Below are 21,782 nucleotides of genomic sequence, written 5' to 3' on the forward strand. Positions count from 1 at the left end.
GCTTAACTTTTTTAATTAATCTATCTTTTTTCTTCATTGGAAAAACAGCCTCAATCTGTTTTTCCCTCCCACAATGCTACTTTTGGCAGTGGGAGCATATATTTCTTTCTAAAAAGTTAGAGACTTGGGACAAACCCCTTTCCAACAGAACATTTATAAACGGGCTTTCTTCACAGAATAGAAGAGGTGAAGGTTTATTGTTTGATATTATTACTGTGGGTAGCGCGACCGTTGATGTTTTTGCAAACACAGCTTCTTCTCTTGTGAAAATAGTTACTAAAGATGGAGAAGAAGATCTTATTGCGTATCCTTCTGGCAGTAAAATTGTTGTTTCTGAATTAAATTTTCATATTGGTGGTGGTGGAACAAACACTGCGTATCTTTTCTCAACAATGGGTTGCCAAACAGCGTTTTTAGGAAAACTCGGAAATGATGATAACGCAGAAAAAGTACTTCAATTACTAACTCACGCAAATATAACTTTTATTGGTGTTCAGGAAGGAAAAACAGGATATTCCATTATTCTAGATTCCATCGAACATGATAGAACTATACTTACGTTCAAAGGTTCAAACAACTTACTTTTGCCAACAGAAATTCCCTACGAGAAACTAAATGCGACATGGCTTTATTCTTCATCAATGGTAGAACAATCATTTGCAACACTTAAACAACTTTTCGTGGTTGCAAAAGAGCGCGGTATGAAAACAGCATTTAATCCTTCTGATTATCAAGCAAAATTAGGTCTACGAGCGCTTCAAGATATTATTGATTATTGTGATGTGCTTGTTTTAAACTTAGAAGAAGCTCAACTCTTGCTAGGAAAAAAAGGAGACGCGCTTTTATTATCAAAAGCATTAGGAAGCTATGGCCTTGAATATGTTCTTATTACCGATGGTTCTCGAGGAGCAACTTGTTATCATAAAGGAACGCATTATACTCTACACTCATCACCAACAGTTACGGTGGTTGAAACGACTGGAGCTGGTGATGCGTTTGCAGCAGGATTTATTAGCGGACTTTTTTATGAACAATCTGTAGAATTCAGTCTTAAACTAGCTATGGTTCAAGCAGAAAGCGTTATTGGTGCTCATGGTGCTAAAGAGACTATTTTGTCTAAACAAGAAGCATTTAACAGAGCAGAACACTTTCAAGGAACATTTTCTAAACAAGAGCTAGTCGGAACGAATAATGTGGTATTAGATGAAACAGTTCCACAATTTCATATTGCCACTGTTTCACAACAATTCAAGTGTAACAATGGAAAACAAATAGCTAGCGTGGAAGGATTGGGTTATTATTTGCCTGTTATGCCTGATGAAGTATTTTTTTATCATGTGACTAATGAACGAAACGATTTTGCAAATTGGCTTAAGGACGTATTTCATCAAAATACACTCGCAAGACTTATAAATGAGTGCCACGATAAACAAGTCATGAGTGAGCTGTTGCTCGATTATCTTCATAAAAAAGTGGGTGAAATAAGTGAGAATTAACACGTCAAAATTAATGAAAAATAATAAGTCCATAATGCTTGCGTGTGATCAAGGACTAGAACATGGTCCTGAAGATTTTAATCTTAAAAATATAGACCCAACATACATTCTTGATATTGCATTAGAATCTCATTACAACGCAATAATCTTACAATCAGGTGTTGCTGAAAAATATTATCATGAAGCATACAAAGAAGTTCCACTTGTTGTTAAACTGAATGGAAAAACAAGCATTCCTCATTTAACACCTATTTCTCGACAAATATGCTCTGTAGATAGAGCAATAAAACTCGGCGCATCAGCAGTGGGATACACTGTTTATCCTGGAAGTGATAGGGAACCTGAAATGTTTTCCGAATTTGGCAAAATAGTTGAACAAGCACACGATTATGGTGTTCCAGTTATCGCTTGGATGTATCCACGAGGACAAGCGGTAAGAAATGACATGTCTACAGAAATATTAGCCTATTCTGCGCGAATAGGCCTTGAACTTGGTGCAGACTTTGTTAAACTAAAATATAATGATGATCCTGAAGGATATAAATGGGTAGTTAAAAATGCTGGACGATCAAGAGTACTTACTGCGGGCGGAACAAAAGTAGAATCAAAATCGTTTGTTCAACAAGCCGAAGAAATTATGAAAACAGGTGCAACAGGCATGGCAATTGGACGAAATGTTTGGCAAGCAACAAAACCATTCGGCATTTCCCATGCACTTCGAGAAGTAGTTCTTAAAAATAAAAAAGCAAGCGAAGTAATTAAATTTCTCGCAGAAAATAAATAATCATTTTAATAAATCAGTATCTTTTTCTATTATTAAACGATGGTATTTACGATTTTACATACTGATGGTCGAGCAAGAGTAGGTAAACTTAAAACTCTTCATGGAGATGTCTTGACACCATTTTTTATGCCTGTGGCTAGTAAAGGAAGCGTTAAAGCAATGGCCGCAGATGATATCGACTTACTTGGTTATCAGGCAATGATAAGTAATTCTTTTTTACTCTCTTTAGCACCGGGAATTGATATTGTTGAAAAAATTGGCGGCATTCACAAGTTTACAGGGTTTAAGAAAACCATATTTACAGATAGTGGAGGTTTTCAAGTACTTAGCAAAGATTTTCTTATTAAAAAATCTAATCAAGGCGTACTTTTTAAAGATAAATGGGGGAAAAAACATACTTATACGCCAGAACTAGCGATGGAGAATCAATTACAATTAGGGTCAGATGTTGCAATGACCTTAGACGATGTAGCTCATTATGGACTTGATGGTAAAACATATGTTGATGCAATAAAAAGAACTCATGAATGGGCAAAAAGAAGTCTCCTGCATCATAAAAAATTAAAAGAAGAATTAGGAAGTAAACAATTGTTATTTGGAATAGCGCAAGGCGGAACACGTGATGAATACAGGAGATTTTCCACACATAAAATAAACGAGATGGCCTTTGATGGTGTTGCGCTTGGTGGACTAGTTATTGGTGAGAGTCGAGCAGAACTTATGAACATGATTGGAGAAAGTGTGAAAAATTTTTCAGCAGATAAAGTAAAATACCTTATGGGCTTAGGAAGTCCTCCCGATGTTGTTCGCGCTGTAGGGCTTGGTGTTGATTGTTTTGATAGTATTTATCCAACATCAAATGCGCGTCACGGTAGCATGTTAACCCGACACGGTCGTATCGCCATAAAAAAAGTCAAGTATAAAGAAGATGAAGGACCAATTGAAGAAGGATGTACTTGTTTAACTTGCAAAAAATATTCTCGAGCATATTTACATCACTTACTTCGCAGTCACGAGCTGTTAGGATATAAGCTTGCAACTATTCACAATCTACATTTTATGCATAATCTTATTTGCGAACTTCGCTTAGCAATACAAAAAAATAACTACAAAGAATATGCTACGCAATTCTTAGATGATTATTTTAGTGGAAAGGAAAACAAAGAATTCTCTAGTAATATTAAACATCGTTATATGGAAGCGGAGAGGCGTGATCAAGCAAAATTTTATTTGGATTGGAAAGGAAATTAATTATTTATCCTGATTTTTTTGGAAATGAATTGTTTTATATGCTGCAAAATAATGCTCTTATCTAAATAACAAACAGTCAAAAAGCAACTAGCAGACATCAAGAAAATAATATTTTTTTACTCATAAACACTTACCGTTTGTTTGTCTTAAGAAATCTTTTGGGCAGTATAACCAAACTATTCTAAACAGGGCTTATATCTACAAAAATTTATAAATGCTTCTTTACTATCGTTTTTTATTATGTACGCATACTATGAAACTACAGACAAGGACAGCTTAATGTTTAAGATAGTTTATAGCATGATTAATCGCTCGTAAAATCGATTTCTAGCTTTCATAGGTGGGTAATACAAACTCTTATTAAGGAGCAAATGTGCCCATATATATTCATTTTTATATAATAAATAAACAATTATACAAAAAACGAGGAATGATGTTAATGAACTATTTATCCATACAAGAAGCAATGACTCAAGGTCGAGGCGAAGTATCTATTCGTGGTTGGGTACATCGAGAGCGAGGGAGCAAGAAACTCAAGTTTATTATGCTACGAGATAGCTCAGCAATTATACAATGTGTTATAGAACGAGATTTTGTCGGTGATGAACAATTCGATATTGCAGACAAATTACAAATTGAAACAAGCATGAGTATAACGGGCACTATTAAGAAAGATGATAGGGCGCCTAGCGGGTACGAAATCGCTGTACAATGTTTTGAAGTAATCGGAGAAAGTGATCAATTTCCCATAGGTAAAGATCAAACACCTGAATTTTTAGCAGATAATAGACATTTAGCTCTTAGAACTAGAAAAATGACTGCAATACTTAAAATTCGAAGTACTTATGTTCAAGCAAGAGAAGAGTTCTTTAGAAAAGAAGGATTTTTTAGATTTGATGCGCCCATTTTACAGGGAATGCAAAGCGAAGGGGGAAGTACGGTTTTTGAAGTGAAATTTTATGATAAAAAAACCTATCTTGCTCAAACATGGCAATTATATGGTGAAGCTGCAATTTTTTCATTGGAAAAAATTTACAATACCTCGCCCACGTTTAGAGCCGAAAAAAGTAAAACTTCAAGACATTTAAGCGAGTTTTGGATGGTTGAAATGGAAGCTGCTTGGATGGATTTATATCAAGTATCCGAATTTGCAAAAAAAGAATTAAAATATTGTATACTTCAAACAGCAAAACTTTGCAGAGAAGAATTTGAATTATTAGGTCAAGATCATAAAGCATTAATAGCTATTGCTCAAAATGATTGGCCAACCATTAAGTACAGAGAAGCAGTTGCTTTAATTAAAGAAAAAGATGGGATTGTTGTGCCTTTTGGAAAAGATTTACGAACAGAAGAAGAAAGAGCAATAATGCAGCATTTTGATACGCCTGTTGTTGTAACTCATTATCCTGTTGAAGCAATGGCATTTTATAAGCCAAGAGATCCCAAATTTCCTGATGAAGCTTTATGTTTTGATATGTTGGCACCAAAGACGGGTGTTGAAATAATTGGTGGGAGTCAGCGAAGTTTGGATATTGAGTATATGAAAGAAAGACTGCAAGCGGATGGAGAAGAAGATTTAACTCCCTATGAATTTTATTTTGACACAAGAAAATATGGGAGCGTTCCTCATTCAGGTTATGGTGTTGGATTAGAACGAGTAATTCAATGGATTTGTGGTTTAGAAAGCATAAAAGACGCGATTCCTTTTCCAAGAACCATGTTACGATTTAAACCATAATAGCAGTTATTGATACGGGATTTCTCGTTTTTATCTTTCTTTGAGCTATAGTGTTCTGGCGTAGTTTTTTCTTTTTTTATTTTTCTAGAATATTTTGAGCGACTTTTTGCATGTGCTCAACAAAAGTTGTTTTTTTCTCACCATCCATTTGTTCGATAGAAAGTTCTTTAAGGAGTTGATTAATAATTTCTTTTTCATTAAGCTCTTTAGGAAATAAAATTTGGTTGAGATGTTCGCTGATTGTTTCTGCTTCGATTTCTTCAGTAGTTCCGTCTTTAATTTCAATATCTTTAAGAAGCGGTGCGGTCATGTTATATGTGTTGCGAAGCACAATAAATGCGCCCTTCACATATAATTCTTGAAACACGCTTTTAAAATCAATATCTCCGGGCTTGCCTTCGGCAAGTTTTCCTGCAAAGCGGAAAAGAATTATTTTTTGATTGAGTTCTTTTTCTTTTACGACCTGCAGTATTATTTCTTGGACCTGGAGTGGTGATTTATTCGTAACATCAATAGAAAACGAGAGCACTTCTTTTTTTTCAATAAATACATGTTTGAAACACTTACCATCAAAATCTTGGGCGTCATCATAAAAAATAAAACTTCCTTTACGTAATTTTTCAAGTTCTGCAAAGTTGTTAGGAAATGTTGGTCCTGGATATACCACATTTTGGTAACTCAAACTTGAAAACTCTTTGACAACGTGGACATGACCACCAGCATAATAATTAAAACCTGCAGGAAGAATAGAAACTTCAACACTTTGCATAAGTTCCAAATTTGTAGGTTTGAGTTCGGTGATACTTGTATGAAAGAGAAAAATATTAGGAGCACCTTTAACTGGTCGAATTGGTGCGAGATTTTCATAGAGTTGTTTATCTAGCATGCCTTTTTTCCCAATGATGCCTGCAAGGTGTGTATTGGTTTTTTTATCGATAGTAAACTCTAATTCCAAGCATCCTTGCATATTAATTTTGCCCTTCATTACATTATTGAGTAAACCTGCTTTTTCAAGCACATCAAACATGGTTTTGCCGTGTGGTGAGAAGTCATGGCTGCCTGGAATTGCATAAATTGGAATTTGAGCATCTTGTAATTTTTTAAGCTGGATAACTGTTTCTTTTAATGTATCGATGCGAGGAAGAGCGGTATTAAATAAATCGCCAGCTAAGAGAACAAAATCAACGTGTTTTTCGAGTGCAAAATCAATGACAAATTGGAAATGTTCAAAACCTAATTTTGCAAGCTTTTCTTCACGATACCCATCAAGATGACAATCAGCAAAATGAACGAATTTCATAGCTGAAGAAAAGTTCTTGAGCTACTTAAAGCTTACTTCTTTTTAAGGGGTTTTACACAGTTCTTATTTTAATCATTTAACTGCTTTTAGCGTATTATATATCTGAAGCAATTTTTTTGTTCTCTTTTACTTCAAAGAATTTTTTTTAATGGTTTACTGTTTTCCCCTTTAGATTGACATTTTTGGCATCACGCAAAGCTATAACTTATACAACTATTACATCTTTCTTATCCTTTTAGGGCGAGAGTGAGCAATATGGTGCAGGATTTTTATGTTTACATAAGAGGGTTTTGACCGCCATACTCGGCATAGAATTGACCGTTTTTAAATTCTAAACTAAACGTGTCGTGATTACAACTGGTGGTACGCATTTTCATCACGTTAATTTCCCTAATTTGTTTTCGACGATAAGAATTGAGTCTGATATAAATAATGCCGTCACTTAAGAAGTCTTCATCATACTCGCCAATTTTTGAACCATCAAGAGGCGTTTCTGTTAACATAAATGATGTGATATTTAAATCTCTGAGGAACTCAAAAATATAGAATAATTCAATTCGAGGGTTATTAAATTTAGATAACACATACAGTGCACTCATTGAATCTAAGACAAACAAATCAAGCGGTTTTTCAGTTTTAATTTTTTTAATGATATTTTTAATAACATTAAGCCAACTCCTGTTTTCTTCAAGTTTTACGTCTTTAATTTCTTTACGAATACAAGCAACATCAACAATGATTAGATTACCCACGCCTTGCTTAATTTTTTTGATATCTTCCTCAATTTTTGATAATTCTCGAATAATGACAAGATTAACTTTTGTTAAGTCATAATCCATGTTAATAACATGATTAATAATTGACGAGTATGATTGTTCTAATGATAAATACAACGCAGTTGCTTTATTAAGTACGGCTTCGTTATAAACGACGTTAAATGAAACAGAAGATTTCATGGTACCTGCAGAACCAGCAACTAAGGTGATATGCCCTTTAGGAATACCCCCTTGCATTTGCTCATCAAGACCTTTGATATGTGTTTTTACACGTTGAATTTCATTTTTATTCTTAACTATGGGTTCTGCCACAAACTTTCACCTCTCTTAGTACTCTTTAATTAACTTTTATATTATATATTTTCCCTTTTTTGGTTGCTACAATGATTGTTTTGCTCGCTTTTAGATATGTATATCCGATAATCTCCTCATCGGCTTTAAATTCGCAAAAAAGTTTTCCTTTGTTTTCTCCGACATCTTTATTCATATTTCCTGAATAATGACCTGTTTGGTGTACGATGCCTCCGAGACCAGGAACATAATCGACTTTATAACTGCCTTCGCTATCAAAAACATACATTTTACTATCAAGGCTGCCTACAACAACTTCAATAGTTCCGTCATCATCAATATCACCAACTAAAGGAGCTGTCGTAATCCAAAAATCAGTTTCATAACTCCAAAGTTTTTCTCCAAACGGCGTGAGACAATAAATACTATTATCGCATGATGCTAAAAAAACTTCTTGCTGACCGTCATTATTGACATCGCATGCAATAGGTTGTGCTAGAATAGTTCCTTCTGTTAAAAATGACCATTCTGGTTCGCCATCTAAATTTAATGCATATAATTTTTTATCTTCAGATCCAACAAGGATAACAGGTCCCGCTCCATTACCCAAATCACTAATACTCATATGTGCAGATATCTTATCACCAGTCTTAAATTTCCACACTGGTTGACCTTCATGATTAAGTGCTATGACTTCACCTTTAATTGTACTTACAATGATGAGTTTTCCTGTGATTATCGGTCTTGTGTTTATACTTGCGTAGACTTCAAACTTATGCTCAACGTTACCTTTAAAATCAATAATGTAGATAAATCCATCATGTGATGTTAAAAAAATTCTTTTTTTATCTTGTGCAAATGAAGCGATAACTGGTGATGCGCGTAAAGGGCCGCCGGTTTTTACTTTCCATAGGGATTTACCTGTTTGAGAAATACAATATAGTATTCCAAATTCGGAGACTGCAAGAAACCTATCTTCATTTTCTATGCTAAATGCAAGTGGTTTGTCATTAATACCATATACGTTATCTTCATCAAGAAATAGCGCTTCTTTACTTCCTACTTTTTCATGAGCTGAAAATGTCCACATAATCTGGCCTTTAGCGTCAAGCTGTATGATTTTGCCTTTACGTGTTCCAATGATTATATTATCTTTATAGGTAATTGGGGGGGCTATAATTTCTTCTTGGATATTAATTGTCCAAGAAGCGGTAGCTTGTTTATTAGATAAATCTGCAAATTTTCTTAGAGCTACACCTATACCCATATGTATTCTTTCAAAAAAATTTCTTTATAAATATTTCTCCCTAACAGTTCGTAACGATATACTGAAAACTACTTGCGAGGGGTAAGAAAACCAGTCCTTTTTTAAACGAAGGTTTTAAATAAGGATTTTTTAACAAAATAATCATATGAGTGACTTACAAGACCTGATGGAGGAGCAAGCAGACCAAGAGCTTGACGAATCATATACTTCAACTAACCTAGAAGTAATGGAACACAATAAATCAAGGTTTAGGATGTTAAACAAAGCTTTTGCACAACGAGAGATTCTTGACCGATTAGGTTATGGTTTAGGTGCACACCAATTTATTAACATCTTATTTTTTTTAACTGGCGCCGGAGCTTTTCTAGTTGGCATAATTAATGCATTTCGAGATATTATTAGTGATTTTCTTGCAGCTTTTATTAAAGAATTCTCGCAACTTAACACATTGGGAAAACGATTTATTAGTACGGCAGGAATCCTTTTTGGATTTAGTTTCTTAGGGATACTTTTAGGAATACAATTATCCTCAACAGCACTTTTTGCTATTTCAATGTTATTGGGGAGTATAGGTGTTGTTGCTTATGGCCATTTACATGTACAACTTGTAGATACACATTTAAAACACGAAAAACGATCACGATTTTTGCGAAGCATTAGTCATTATGGACTACTTATTACTTTGTTAGCATTTATTCTTTCAGGTTTTTTATTAGAAACATTCAAACAAGGCCAAAGCATAGAACTACTGGGGGTTGTTATTCCACTCACTGGTTATTTTCTTGTGTTTGAACTTGCAGCAATTATGTTTATTTTATCAGGGTTCATTCTTGCTAAAACACCACTTAAAGCAGCAGAAAAAAAACAGTATTCCCTTTTTACTTTTTTTAAATCGTATTTGCATGAAAGTTTTTCAAAAGCAAAACAATTTTTTTCTAGTAAATACTCTACTTTACTATTTTTAGGATCGCTTTTTATTGGTGTTATTCATACTTTGGGAACGACTTTTTATGGATACATAATTTATGATTTTTACAAAACAAGCTATCTTGGAGGCTTTTTAAACATCGCACTTGTTTTTGGTATAGCGATTTTTGTTTCGCTCTTAAGTCCTTGGTTTACTCGATTTGTACAACGACGAGCGGGACTAGCACCGATGTTTGTTTTTGGAACACTTCTTATGACTATGGTTCCTTTAGCTCTTCTTTATAACCCTCATTTTTATGCAGTTATTTTAGCAGTATCTCTTGGCGTTCTTGGTTCGAGCATCTTAGGCGTTGCTCAAGGACTCTTAACAAACAAACTTCTTGAACCATCTGAGAAGAAAACCTTTTTTACATCTCTTAAAACACTTTCTGCAATCCCCTTTCTTATTTTGGTCGGAGGCGGTGCATACGTTGCGCACATAGGAAGTTTTCCATTTTCAACTCTTCTTAAAATTATTATACTTGTACTTGTTGGTTTCATCACTCCGCTTTACTTTAGTTTAGTTATCTCTTCCCAAAGGAAAAGATTATAATGTCTTACTTATAAGGAACATATCATGGGCATCAAATTACCTGCAAAAATACCTGGAGAAACAACCGAAGGAAATGCTTTTATTACTTGGGAATTTGTTGTTAAAGAAACATTTAGTTTAGAACTTCTTTACAAACGCTTACATGAATTTATGGAACATGAAGGATGGAAAGATTTGCAACGAGGGGGAGGGGACTATGAAACACTTTTTTCAGAACAAACTCTTGATAATGGTGCTTTGAATCACGATATTTGGTGGCGAGCGTACAAAGAACCAAAAAATGATTTTGGCGGAACGCTTATGTATTATTTGAAATGGGATATGAAAACTCTAGTAATGGGTGAAAAAGAATTTATGCACGAAGGTAAAAAAATAAAACTCAATAATGGGGAATTTAAAGTTAATGCAGCGTTTTACATGCATTTTTCTCATGATGATGACAATCCTCAAAATGTATGGAACAAACACTGGCTTTTAAAACTTGCAAAACGATGGTTTTGGAAAAAGGTACAAGAACGAGCTGTTGACGAAGCAGAAGAAGAATTAACGCAGTGTTCAGTAGATTTATATGAACTTATGCAAATTTATACAACCATGAAAAAATCTGATGCGCCGCAAGACTTTGTACCTGTTCGAGGAACGCATTTTTAAATATATTTTTTTATTCTTCTTTACTTATATTTTCTACTCGAGCTTTATTGCATTTAAGTAATTCTTTAGGTTTAATGTATATAGAATCTTGAAGGGTTCCAGCAGAAAACACAACTTCTTTTTTTTCAAGTAGTTTATTATCGCCAATAACTTTAATATTCCAAAGCACGCCAAAAGGAGGAACACTTCCAAGAACACAATCAGTTAACGTCAACACCTCATTTGGACTTGCTAGAGAAATATTTTTTTCACCAACAATTTTTTTTATTACTTTAAGGTCTACTTTTTTGTCTGCTGGAAGAATAACTTGAATATATCTTTCTGATTTTGTTTTTAAAATGAGCGCTTTAGCACCCTCGCCCAGTTCACTTCCTCGAATATTTGCTGCTTGGATAGCTGTTTTTTTAATTGTCTTATGTTGTTGATGTTTAAATGAAATATTTTTTTCGTTAAGAAGAGCGATAATTTGTTGTCTTGTTTCTAAACTCATTTTTAAATTTATTTTTTTCTTTTTGTAGAACTTTTTTTATGTTTCTTCTTTTTATGTTCAACGGCGATGATTGCAAAAACAATCATAATTATAGAAATTAATATGATGCCTATTTTGAGCGGGGCAAAAAGAAGTACACCTGCAAGAAGAAATTTACTTATTGTTCCACCGACATGTTTCGAGGTCATAAAGGAACCGTAAAATCTTTCACTTTCTTCTTCGTTTGTGATTTTAAAGAAATAACTTTCAGTCGCTGGCTCTAAAAGACCCATACCAAAACTAGCAATAATGAACGATCCAAGAATAACATAAACGTTATTAGTTACTACTGCTATAAAACCCATTGTTCCGACAAAACCAAAACCAAACATCATAATTTCTCGTAAGGGAACAGTGATTTTTTTCCTCATAAAAAATTCAATTAAGATAAGCGGGATACATAAAAGGAACATGAAAATGCCGACATGTTGTACGTTCATACCATATGTTGTTATCATCTCAATGGGTATGAAAATGTAAGGAATGGTCCACCAAACTTCAAGTCCACTGCTTAGAATATAACTCACAATTCTTTTTTTATTACTAAAAAAAAGTCTTAAATTTTTAAATACGTTCACTTTTTGCATTCTTTTTTGTTTTTCTTGTCTGAGTACTTTTTGAGAAAATGCCGTAATATAGGTTGCAATAAGTAGACATGCGCTTGCAGCAATCATAACGATAATAAGAATTAAGAAATCAACACGGAATATTTTTGAGACAATCCCGACCATTAACGGTCCAAGAATCCAACCAACATTAGCAAACATGTACATAAAATTCTCATTTGAATCGATTTCTTTTTTGAGACTGTTCATTCGAAGCAAAATACCCATGGATTGGATACGAACGGCCATAAAGATTGCATTAATTGCTGCGAGTGTAAAAAATAATGTTTGTGCTTGCATGATTGTTGCAGCGTTAATTTGTAGTAAATAATAAACAACTGCATAAAAAATCATCACAACAGAATTAACAGCTAATGCTGTAAGAAGCAATTTTCGAGCAGAGAATTTGTTAAACAGGGGAAATAAAAATGCAAGAGATAAAAGTAAAAGTAAATAAAATCCGCCTATGACAATACCTACAGCCGCTTTACTTGGAAAAATACTGTATACAAGTAATGCCCAAATAGTTTCAAAAGCAGCATATGCTAAAGCTATAAAAACGCCGCCTGAGCCGAGACGTTTAATTGCGGCGGCGTGCATTTGATGTCTTATTTCTGTTTTTAGATTCATTTTTTATGCTTAAACACCAGTACATGATAAGGTGCTATACTGGGAATAAGAATTTCTTCTTTAAATAAGGCAAATCGTTGCGTTTTTGTTGCTTTGAGTTCTTTTGGTAGTTGTGCTTTGCCGGTGCCCATAAATGCTTTTTCATCGCTATTAAAAACGAGTTCATACTCACCTACTTCTTCAATGCCAAATGCATAATCAAATGTTTCTTTAGACGACAAATTAATAAGTATATAAAATTCTTCATTTGAATTAGTTGTTTTATCTTCTCGTTTTATAACGAGCACCTTGTTTTGCTCATCGACATTTAAATATTTACGATACAACGTGTTTTCTGACCAAAATGCTGGGTGATTGAGTACATTGTTAATTTCTTTTTTAAATTGTACAATCTTTTGACTACGCTCATCATTCTTAAGCATACCCCAATGAATACTACTGTCATGTTCAAATGTACCTTCTTGCAAAAGAAATGTTTGGAGTAAATCTAATATTCTTCCTTCGCAACCAAATGCAATAATACTTTCCATTATTTTTATTTTACCAATAGCATGAAACCATAAATTATGTCTTTTAAGAATTAATGCATCATATGCATATGAACCTGTAGCGCGCTCGGCCATGAGTCCTGCCGCCGCATCGTGATTGTGAAAATCAGCAATTGTTGAATTAGATTTTCCCCATTCTTTTTCTTCACGAATCTGCTCAAAACGCCAAACAGAAATTTCTTCTGCAGTCTTTGGCATAATTTCTTTGTGAAAATAATAGGTGAGCCGAGAACTATTATATGCGGTTGCGCCGAGTGCGCGATTATCACTGTCTAAAGGGGCAACAAGCATTTTTGCGTTATCTCCATAAAAATAATGAGATTCTAAATGAATGAGTGCTAAAGGATTGTGCTTATAGATTTCTGCGATAAGCTCTCGAAGAAATAATCTTCCATGAGGACGCTCATCGCCTTGACCTGCATCCCCATATCGCAAAATGCCATCTACGTTATCAATTCGAAATCCATCAACACCATAACGAGTGAGCACGTGTAATGCACTTTCTACAAGGTATCTTCTTACGTGTTCATCGCCATATCGAAAACGTTTTGTACCCCAGGGGGTAAATTCTTCAAGATAGGTATCTTCCTTATGTTTACTTTGCCAACGATGAATACCAACATCTTCACCACGCATACCAAATAGCGTGTACTGTTTGTGCGGGCTGTGACTTAAAATAATATCTGTAATAATTGCAATACCTAATCGATGACACTCATCAATTAATGCAAGAAATGAATCGGGAGTTCCCCAATTTCTTTGCACTGCAAAAGGATAGGGGGATAAATAACGAAATTTCCAATTATCACCATCAATACTTTGTGCAATGGGTAAAAATTGAATAGTATTAAATCCGAGCTCATGTACTTTTTCTAACACTCCACAAGTACGAATATAGGTGAATAAATCTTCTTTTGTATTTGCAATTGTTGCTGCGTTTTCATCCCATTCAAACCATTGAGCAACAAGACCTGGAAGATCTGTTTGTAGAATTTTTGTTGCTCGATGCAATGTGTTAGGACCTTCATACTTTTTTTTGAATGTACTTGGATCGTCAAAATCCCAAAACTGAGAGTTACCTTTCTTATCAAAACAAACACTTGCGGGGTCTCGAAGTAAAAATTCATGACCGTTATCGTTTACTAAGAATAAATAAGCATCTTTATGCTTAACGCTGGTGGTCGTTATCGTTTGAAAACCAGTATCAAATTTATTAAGTTTGAACTCGTCTTTGTCTTTTCCCCAATCATTAAACTCTCCTACCAAATAAACGTCTTTATTTGGATCATTCACATAAACTGTAAATTGGACTTTTTCTGCGTTATCGTCTTTATCTCTTGTTAGAACACAAGGACCGAATTCTTGATTGTAAGAATAGCTTCTAGATACATCTTTTCGATAGAGTAATGACTCCCACTGATATTGTATTGCGCGTACTGGAATTGCCACAAATTCACCTATGGCTTATTTTTTCTTCTTTTCATTTATAAATTCTTCTTAGAGTTTTATTAGATGATCAGCTCATTCTTTACTTTACATAATAATTTAGCACTATGTAGTATTGCTATCTCTCTTTCTAAGGAATTTTCATTTTTTACTGCGAAGAGGTATACTTCGCAAGAAGTGCTGTTTACCTAAATCCAAGACAAATTTAATACTGTTGTAGCAAAGCTCATCACTTGGTTTTCAGCTGTAGTTCTTAAAAACTGTTTAGGTTGTATATTTATTTCCTTTGTAGTGCAGCCGCCCTTTTTTACACAAAGTTTTTATAGGTAACTATCATAAGATTTTCCTAGGAAAGGAGGAATTATCTATGAAATATCTATTAATTGTATTAATAATTGCGCTACTTGTATTCGCAGGTTGTGGAAAAGTCACACCTAATTCTCAACACGATGGCCCTGGGAGTGGTTTAGTTGAAAATTTTACCGGAACAATGCCCATACTTCCTAGTGCAAGTTCTCTTGAATTTGAAGGGTATGCCATAGTTAAATCACATATTGGAACTTTTGATACCTGGGAAGGCGAAATTACATTTACTCGCGGAGTTATTACAGGAGCACGAGGAACTATTCAAGCTGCAAGTGTGAATACGGGGATTGAAGGTCTTAATAATCATCTTAAAAGTGCTGATTTTTTTAACATCGAAGCATATCCCGAAATTACTATCGTTTCAACAGATATTACAGCTGGTATGATGACTGCACTTCTAAGCTTTAGAGGAATCACTAAATCCATTACGTTTCCGGTAACAATCACAGAAAATAGCCTTAGCTCAGACTTTGTTTTTGATATGTCTGATTTTGCATTGACTTATGTGGGTGTTGATTCAGATGTACGCTTAGCATTTACGATGGTTGTGTAAATAGATAATAATTAAGGAAGATTTGAACAGTTCAAATTTTTTCTTTTTTTCTCTTACTTTTTTTTGATGTTAATTCCAAGCTCATCTAATTGATTATTGCTGGCTTTACTTGGGGAATTCATCATTACATCTTGCGCATCTTTGTTTTTCGGAAATGCCATGACTTCTCGAATGTTTTCAGCTCCCGCGAGCATCATAATCATTCTGTCAAGACCAAACGCTAAACCTCCATGAGGTGGAGCGCCATATTCAAATGCTCCTAGCATGAATCCGAATTTTTGTTCTTGCTCTTCACGAGAAATACTTAGTGCGTCAAACACTTCTTCTTGCAATTTTCTATCATGAATCCGAATACTGCCGCCGCCAAGTTCAACACCATTTAAAGCTAAATCATATGCTCGAGAACTTGCTTTTTCAGGAGCAGTTTTAAGTAAGTGTCTATCTGCAAGGATTGGGCTAGTGAATGGATGATGCATTGGACCCCATGACTGGCGTTCTTCACTCCACTCCATAAGTGGAAACTGAGTAATCCACACGAACTTCCATTCATCTTTGTTGATAAGATCAAGTTCTTTACCAAGATGTGTTCTAAGTGCGCCAATTGCAGGTTCAACAACGCGCTTACTATCTGCAATAAAGAACATGGTTTCGCCCTTTGCAAGTTCAAATGGTGTATCTTTTACGAACTTAGCAAGGCTGCCAGCTAGTTCTTTATCTTCTTTTTTAAGAAAAGCTAAACCTTTGGCACCATAAACTTTAACGATTTTAGTAAGATTGTCTATTTGTTTTCGAGAAAAAACTTCGCTGACTTTTACTGCTCGGACACATTCAGCGTCTTTGAAAATAGTAAATTCAGTTTGTTTTGCCCATGTAGTTACATCTTGAATTTCTAAACCAAATCGTAAATCAGGTTTATCACTGCCATACTTGAGCATTGCTTCATTGTAGGAGAGTCTAGGAAATGGTAGGGGAATAGTAACATTGATAGCTTTTTTCCAAACATGAGTAATCATACCTTCAAGCAACGTGTAAATATCATCTTCATCAACAAAACTCATTTCTAAATCAATTTGTGTAAATTCTGGCTGACGGTCTGCACGCAAATCCTCATCACGAAAACATTTCACGATTTGCATATATTTATCGAGACCTGAAATTTGAAATAATTGTTTAAAAATTTGTGGACTTTGAGGAAGTGCATAAAATTTCCCTTGATTAACGCGACTAGGAACGAGATAATCTCTAGCACCTTCTGGAGTGCTCTTTCCTAAAATTGGTGTTTCAATTTCTAAAAAACCTTCTTTATCAAAATATTCTCGAACAGCGATTGTTGCTTTATGCCGAAGAATAAGATTTTGTTGCATGTGTTTAGTTCGTAAATCAAGATAACGATATTTTAACCTTGTTTCTTCAGTTGTTTCAGAGTTATCTAATGCTAAAGGTAACGACTTTGCCTTGCTTAACAGTATAATTGTTTTAGCTTTTAATTCGATTTCACCAGTTGCAATCGTTTTGTTAGCTTCTGGTTTTTTGAGTACTTTGCCTGTAACTTGAATAACAGATTCTTTTGTGATATTTTCAGCGAGTTTTTTATCTGCTGCAATTTGGGTAATTCCATATCTATCGCGAAGATCGATAAATGTTAGAACGCCGTGAGTTCGAATAGTATGTACCCACCCAGCGAGTTCTACTTCTTTATCTACATCATTTACTCGGAGTTCTCCACATGTATGCGTTCTATACATCAGTTTCTCCTCCAAACGTAACACTCTTAATAAGTATCTCTTCAACAGGCCAATCAGGCATGGGGTTTGTACTTGTTTGCACTTTAGCAATTGTATCAACAACATCCATACCTCTTACTACTTTACCAAATACAGTATAACCAGGGTTATTTGGAGATGGATTAAGAAATGCATTATCGACATGATTAATAAAAAATTGACTTGTTGCGCTATGAGGATCATTTGTTCTTGCCATTGCAATAGTACCACGATCATTACTTAAATTTGCTTCAAGCACGACAGGAGGGTTTGTTTGCTTTTGGATTCCATCAGGTGTGAAACCTCCTCCTTGAATCATAAACCCATCAATAATTCTATGAAAAACAGTACCGTTATAAAAATCTGCTTCGACGTATTGTTGAAAATTTGCAACGGTTTGAGGTGCTGCTTCTTTGTTAAGTGCTATAACAATATCTCCTTTTGATGTGCTTATGGTTACATAATTTTTATTGGTCATTGTTTTTTCCTCAGTTTGTACTAGTTTTTGTACTCCTAACAATATAATAAGTAATAAAATAATTATTACAAGCCCTGTTCCGATTTGCCAAACCTTACTCATGTTCTTTTTTGTGACTGTTCGTTTCATCTTGCCTTCACCTTAATGTCATATAAGATTCCTTCAACTTTATTTAAACTATATTTCAAGTTTTCTGTTTTTTTACGAAGTTCGCTTGAACGAAAATCAAACTCCATAAATGTTTCGAGCAATTCATTGAGTGTTTCATAAATAGTTGTGATTACCGCAGTCTCATTTTTTGTTGCAGCAACAACAGCTCGTCGAGAAAGTTCGCCAGCACAATCACATATTGCTTGTAAGTACGTTTCATTTTTTGGTGAGAAGGCAAGACCGAGTTGATTTGGCGAAGGAAGCGTATTGTTTTTAACAAAAGAAACATAACACACACCTTCAATGTATTCTTCGATGCTTGCATTTAACATACCAACATCTTGTAGGCCAGATGCTTCTAGCTCTTTTTTTGCAGTGTTAATTGCATTTTTAGCTTGTGTTAACAACTTATCTGCCGCTTTAATATCATCTCTATGGGCTGCATAGATTGCTTGTTTTGCAGGTTTAAGCGCAATTCTTGCTAAAGAAATAATTTTTTCTCGAGTAGTATCGTCTTTTTCATACTGCCTTTGCATTTTAGCTATTTCTTGTTTGAATTCTTTACTGTTTTGTAACCCCATTCTAATAGGCTATAAACAAGCCGTACTTTATAAATTCTTTTGTCAAAAAAGAAACCACTCAACTCGCTATTTTTGCAAGATACACGCGCTTTGCCTTTATTTTTCTTCATTTTTTTAAGCGAAACTTTTAAATAGTCTCATAAGCGCAATGTAAGATACGTGGCAGATACTATTCTAGGAGGAACAATAGCATTTATGGCTAAAATAGGTGTTTATGATGTAGTTTTACCGTTCATTTTAGTTTTTACCTTATTTTTTGCCTTCTTAGAAAAATCAAAAGTTCTTGGAATAGAAGTTGTTAAAGATGCGAATGGCGCAGAACATCGCTTCACAAGAAAGAATTTAAACGCCATCATCGCATTCTCAGCAGCATTTTTTGTTGTTGCATCTGCACAACTCGTAAGAATTATTAGTGAAGTTATAGCAAATACAGTTATTTTAATTGTTACTGGTCTTATGTTTATGCTTGCAGTAGGTATCACTCACACTGGTGATAAAGAATTTAATTTAGAATCTATGGGCAAAGGATGGAAAATGGCCTTTTGGATTGTCAGTGCCTTAGGCATTTTACTCATACTCTTTAACGCATTAGGTTGGCTTGATGCTCTGTACAGCTTCCTTTTGAGAAGTTGGGATAGTGCAGGCGTTGCGACTATTCTCATGGTGCTTGTCTTTGTTGGCTTTATGGTTTGGATAGCACGACCACAAAAAGGTAATTCGGAGAAGAGCAAAGAATAATTTAAATACACATACGATAATAAAACAATGAAGAGGCGATATTAATGGCTTATTACGGCGGATTTGATGGATTAATTTACTCACTACAATCGTGGGGCGTGTTTGAGGTACTTTTACCTTTCATTTTAATATTTACTATAGTTTTTGCGGTCATGGAAAAGACAAAAGTTTTGGGTAGCAATGAACATCAAACAAGAAAATATGGCTCAGTTATAGCTTTAGTTGTTGCACTTTCAGTACTATTTTCGCACTTTTTTGGCGTGGTCTTTTTTAATGGTAGAACAATTGTTCAAATTATAAATGAATCATTAGCAGGCGTGGGATTACTTCTTGTAGCTATCGTTATGATGCTTTTAACTATTGGTCTGTGGACAGGAAAAACACCTGATGGCTCAAAAGGCGTGGGTGTTTGGTTTACACTTATCTCGGGACTTGTTGTTTTAGGTATTTTTCTTGCATCGATGGGTACTTTTAGAAATGCCTCGTGGGTGTGGAGAATTTTAAATAGCGATATTATGCCGCTTGTTGTGGCAATACTGGTCTTTGGACTTATCATTAAATTTATTTCATCTCCGGAGAAAAAGGTTGAAGATAAAAAGTCAGCCGCAAAAGGATTGAAAGAATTTTTTGAAAGCAATCAAAATAATATAAAATAATTTTAGGTTATTATACTATGGCAACATTTTTGGACTTAGGTCTTTTTCAACACTTTTCAGGAATTTTTGTATTCTTGGTAGTTTTTGCTGTAGTATATGGTTTTTTTCTTGTTACGAATATATTAAAAGATAAGGCTGGCTCAAAAGGACTATATGCTATTATGGCTTTAGCCTTTGCCTTTTTTGCAGTTGTCTCAAAAGATACATTTACAATAATTACAACGATGACACCCTGGTTTACAGTTCTTGTTGTTTTTTTGTTTTTGATATTTTTTGTCGTGCGTATGTTTACCGGAGAGGACGACTCTTTTTTTTCGGGTCTTATTAAAAATTCGAGTGTTTACTGGGTGCTTATTGTCCTTTTTATTATTATTCTTGTTGTTTCGTTATCATCTACTTTTGGGCAACGACTCTTAGAAGGACAACCTGGTACGACACCACAAGATGATTATTTAGCTGTTCAACCATATGATAATACAACTTCTGTTGATGTATATGATAATCCTAGTTTTACTGATATTCAAACAGGAGTTACTACAAACGCAGGAAATCCGACCGCTGCAGCGTCTAATGACTTTGGAGATAATGTACTTCAAACATTAGTGCATCCCAAAGTCCTTGGCATGATAATGCTTATGCTTATTGGTATGTTTACTGTTATTATGCTTGCAAAAACGCAATTACCCGAATAATTAGTTTATAAAAAAGAGAGTGAGAAATATGTTACCACCACCACCAAATCAACAAATACCGGGAGGAATTCCTCCGCCACCTCAACAACCCTTAGCAGGATCACCACAACAATTTCAAACAACTAATGAAGAGCTTATTGAAGCGATTATTGATGAAAAGTGGAATGACTTAGTAAAAGACATTAACAAAATTATCGAATGGAAAAATACTGCTGATACTCGTCTTGCTTCCATGGATCAACAGATTAAAGATTTACGAAATGAATTTGATAAATTGCATCAAGCAGTCATTGGAAAAGTTGGAGAATATGATCAGCACATTCTTGATGTCGGCGCAGAACTAAAAGCGATGGAAAAAGTCTTTGCAAAAGTATTACCTGTATTTACAGAAAATGTTTCAGAACTCTCTAGAATAACCGATACTATGAAACAACATTAGCAAATATTATTGATTTATTTTGTTTCTTTTTCTTCTTTTTGTGATCGAGGACTGTTGGATTTTTTTGCACCTAATTTTTTTCTTAAGAAGTCATTGATTTCTTTTCGCGTCACAAAATCCATAGGTTCCCAAAACTCAACATATCGTTGCAAAATAGTTACTTCATTTTTTGTTGCAAAGCGACTTATCTCATCACTCAAAAGACTCACCTTTTCTGTGACATCACGAATAGTGTGCTTAACATCAAGCAAACTTTCATTGAGTAATTGTAATTCTTCAAAATGATCTTTTTGCGTATCAATAAGATTTTGCTCACCTAATTGTGATTTTCTACGAAGCGTTATGTAACGTTCTTCAAGAATTTTTAGACGAGTTGCAATATCATTAACTTTTGTATTAATTGGCTGCAAAGACTCTTCTTTATTCTGATGTTTAGTAACATGTTCTTCAGGTGTTGGACTATCAGGAAATAGCTTTGGTTCTGCCATATGCCATATAAGGATGTTATTGTCTTATAAATATTTGCAGGATTTAT

Annotated in this window: 21 protein-coding genes; 11 read left to right on the plus strand and 10 right to left on the minus strand. The window is 34.5% G+C overall.

Annotated elements, in window-relative coordinates; translation table 11 throughout:
• The first annotated feature begins 197 nt into the window (after window positions 1-197).
• The 4 genes from K9M74_03340 (at window position 198) to asnS (ending at window position 5,269) form a co-directional block, all read left to right on the plus strand.
• Window positions 198-1,496 carry a carbohydrate kinase family protein gene (locus K9M74_03340; protein MCF7798912.1) on the plus strand — a complete coding sequence of 433 codons (1,299 nt, stop codon included), beginning with the start codon at window positions 198-200 and terminating at the stop codon, window positions 1,494-1,496.
• 13 nt (window positions 1,497-1,509) lie between these two features.
• Window positions 1,510-2,280: a fructose-bisphosphate aldolase gene (locus K9M74_03345; GenBank protein ID MCF7798913.1), complete on the plus strand. Its 771-nt coding sequence runs from the start codon at window positions 1,510-1,512 to the stop codon at window positions 2,278-2,280.
• Window positions 2,281-2,319: 39 nt separating this feature from the next.
• Window positions 2,320-3,531 (plus strand): tRNA guanosine(34) transglycosylase Tgt, encoded by a 1,212-nt coding sequence (gene tgt / locus K9M74_03350; GenBank protein ID MCF7798914.1) that lies wholly within the window; start codon window positions 2,320-2,322, stop codon window positions 3,529-3,531.
• Between the two features lie 439 nt (window positions 3,532-3,970).
• Entirely contained in the window at window positions 3,971-5,269 is a 1,299-nt protein-coding gene (asnS, locus tag K9M74_03355) for an asparagine--tRNA ligase (protein ID MCF7798915.1), read from the plus strand.
• A 76-nt stretch (window positions 5,270-5,345) separates the two neighbouring features.
• Here the strand turns inward: asnS and K9M74_03360 are convergent, their stop codons facing one another.
• The 3 genes from K9M74_03360 to K9M74_03370 all read right to left on the minus strand — a co-directional run bounded on the left by K9M74_03360 (window position 5,346) and on the right by K9M74_03370 (window position 8,903).
• On the minus strand, window positions 5,346-6,569 hold the full coding sequence (locus K9M74_03360) for an exonuclease SbcCD subunit D (protein MCF7798916.1): 1,224 nt from the start codon (window positions 6,567-6,569) through the stop codon (window positions 5,346-5,348).
• A gap of 275 nt (window positions 6,570-6,844) precedes the next feature.
• Window positions 6,845-7,657: a hypothetical protein gene (locus tag K9M74_03365; GenBank protein ID MCF7798917.1), complete on the minus strand. Its 813-nt coding sequence runs from the start codon at window positions 7,655-7,657 to the stop codon at window positions 6,845-6,847.
• Window positions 7,658-7,682: 25 nt separating this feature from the next.
• On the minus strand, window positions 7,683-8,903 hold the full coding sequence (locus tag K9M74_03370; GenBank protein MCF7798918.1) for a PQQ-binding-like beta-propeller repeat protein: 1,221 nt from the start codon (window positions 8,901-8,903) through the stop codon (window positions 7,683-7,685).
• Window positions 8,904-9,048: 145 nt separating this feature from the next.
• On the opposite strand from K9M74_03370, the gene K9M74_03375 reads away from it, so the two are divergent.
• Window positions 9,049-10,422, plus strand: a complete 1,374-nt coding sequence (locus K9M74_03375) for a hypothetical protein (protein ID MCF7798919.1) — start codon at window positions 9,049-9,051, stop codon at window positions 10,420-10,422.
• Window positions 10,423-10,446: 24 nt separating this feature from the next.
• Window positions 10,447-11,073, plus strand: a complete 627-nt coding sequence (locus K9M74_03380) for a hypothetical protein (GenBank protein ID MCF7798920.1) — start codon at window positions 10,447-10,449, stop codon at window positions 11,071-11,073.
• 10 nt (window positions 11,074-11,083) lie between these two features.
• Here K9M74_03380 and K9M74_03385 read toward each other — a convergent pair whose 3' ends face one another.
• From K9M74_03385 to K9M74_03395, 3 genes are read right to left on the minus strand one after another with little or no spacing between them, the layout of a single operon-like run.
• Complete coding sequence (locus K9M74_03385; GenBank protein MCF7798921.1) at window positions 11,084-11,563, minus strand: YbaK/prolyl-tRNA synthetase associated domain-containing protein; 480 nt, start codon at window positions 11,561-11,563, stop codon at window positions 11,084-11,086.
• A gap of 8 nt (window positions 11,564-11,571) precedes the next feature.
• Window positions 11,572-12,837, minus strand: a complete 1,266-nt coding sequence (locus K9M74_03390; protein MCF7798922.1) for an MFS transporter — start codon at window positions 12,835-12,837, stop codon at window positions 11,572-11,574.
• A complete protein-coding gene (locus tag K9M74_03395) occupies window positions 12,834-14,834 on the minus strand; it encodes an alpha amylase C-terminal domain-containing protein (protein MCF7798923.1) in 2,001 nt (666 codons plus the stop codon). The genes K9M74_03390 and K9M74_03395 overlap by 4 nt, the downstream gene beginning before the upstream one ends.
• 364 nt (window positions 14,835-15,198) lie before the next feature.
• Here K9M74_03395 and K9M74_03400 point away from each other — a divergent pair, with 364 nt between their 5' ends.
• A complete protein-coding gene (locus K9M74_03400; protein ID MCF7798924.1) occupies window positions 15,199-15,750 on the plus strand; it encodes a YceI family protein in 552 nt (183 codons plus the stop codon).
• A 53-nt stretch (window positions 15,751-15,803) separates the two neighbouring features.
• Here the strand turns inward: K9M74_03400 and aspS are convergent, their stop codons facing one another.
• The 3 genes from aspS to K9M74_03415 form a co-directional block, all read right to left on the minus strand.
• Complete coding sequence (gene aspS / locus K9M74_03405) at window positions 15,804-17,495, minus strand: aspartate--tRNA ligase (protein ID MCF7798925.1); 1,692 nt, start codon at window positions 17,493-17,495, stop codon at window positions 15,804-15,806.
• The gene (locus K9M74_03410) at window positions 17,488-17,991 is read right to left on the minus strand and encodes a peptidylprolyl isomerase (protein MCF7798926.1); all 504 of its coding nucleotides are present in this window, start codon (window positions 17,989-17,991) and stop codon (window positions 17,488-17,490) included. Before K9M74_03410 ends, aspS begins: the two co-directional genes overlap by 8 nt.
• Window positions 17,992-18,116: 125 nt before the next feature.
• Complete coding sequence (locus tag K9M74_03415; GenBank protein ID MCF7798927.1) at window positions 18,117-18,722, minus strand: hypothetical protein; 606 nt, start codon at window positions 18,720-18,722, stop codon at window positions 18,117-18,119.
• Between the two features lie 159 nt (window positions 18,723-18,881).
• On the opposite strand from K9M74_03415, the gene K9M74_03420 reads away from it, so the two are divergent.
• Genes K9M74_03420 through K9M74_03435 form a run of 4 tightly spaced genes read left to right on the plus strand, consistent with a single transcriptional unit; the run spans window position 18,882 to window position 21,247 of the window.
• Complete coding sequence (locus tag K9M74_03420) at window positions 18,882-19,460, plus strand: hypothetical protein (GenBank protein ID MCF7798928.1); 579 nt, start codon at window positions 18,882-18,884, stop codon at window positions 19,458-19,460.
• A 44-nt stretch (window positions 19,461-19,504) separates the two neighbouring features.
• Window positions 19,505-20,116: a hypothetical protein gene (locus K9M74_03425; GenBank protein ID MCF7798929.1), complete on the plus strand. Its 612-nt coding sequence runs from the start codon at window positions 19,505-19,507 to the stop codon at window positions 20,114-20,116.
• Window positions 20,117-20,133: 17 nt separating this feature from the next.
• Window positions 20,134-20,808 (plus strand): hypothetical protein, encoded by a 675-nt coding sequence (locus tag K9M74_03430; GenBank protein MCF7798930.1) that lies wholly within the window; start codon window positions 20,134-20,136, stop codon window positions 20,806-20,808.
• A 28-nt stretch (window positions 20,809-20,836) separates the two neighbouring features.
• A complete protein-coding gene (locus tag K9M74_03435; GenBank protein MCF7798931.1) occupies window positions 20,837-21,247 on the plus strand; it encodes a hypothetical protein in 411 nt (136 codons plus the stop codon).
• A 14-nt stretch (window positions 21,248-21,261) separates the two neighbouring features.
• On the opposite strand, the gene K9M74_03440 is transcribed toward K9M74_03435, so the two are convergent.
• The gene (locus tag K9M74_03440; protein ID MCF7798932.1) at window positions 21,262-21,735 is read right to left on the minus strand and encodes a hypothetical protein; all 474 of its coding nucleotides are present in this window, start codon (window positions 21,733-21,735) and stop codon (window positions 21,262-21,264) included.
• Between the last annotated feature and the right edge of the window lie 47 nt (window positions 21,736-21,782).

The organism is Candidatus Woesearchaeota archaeon, from assembly GCA_021734105.1.
In the GTDB taxonomy this organism is placed as follows: Archaea; Nanobdellota; Nanobdellia; order Woesearchaeales; family SKGA01; genus SKGA01.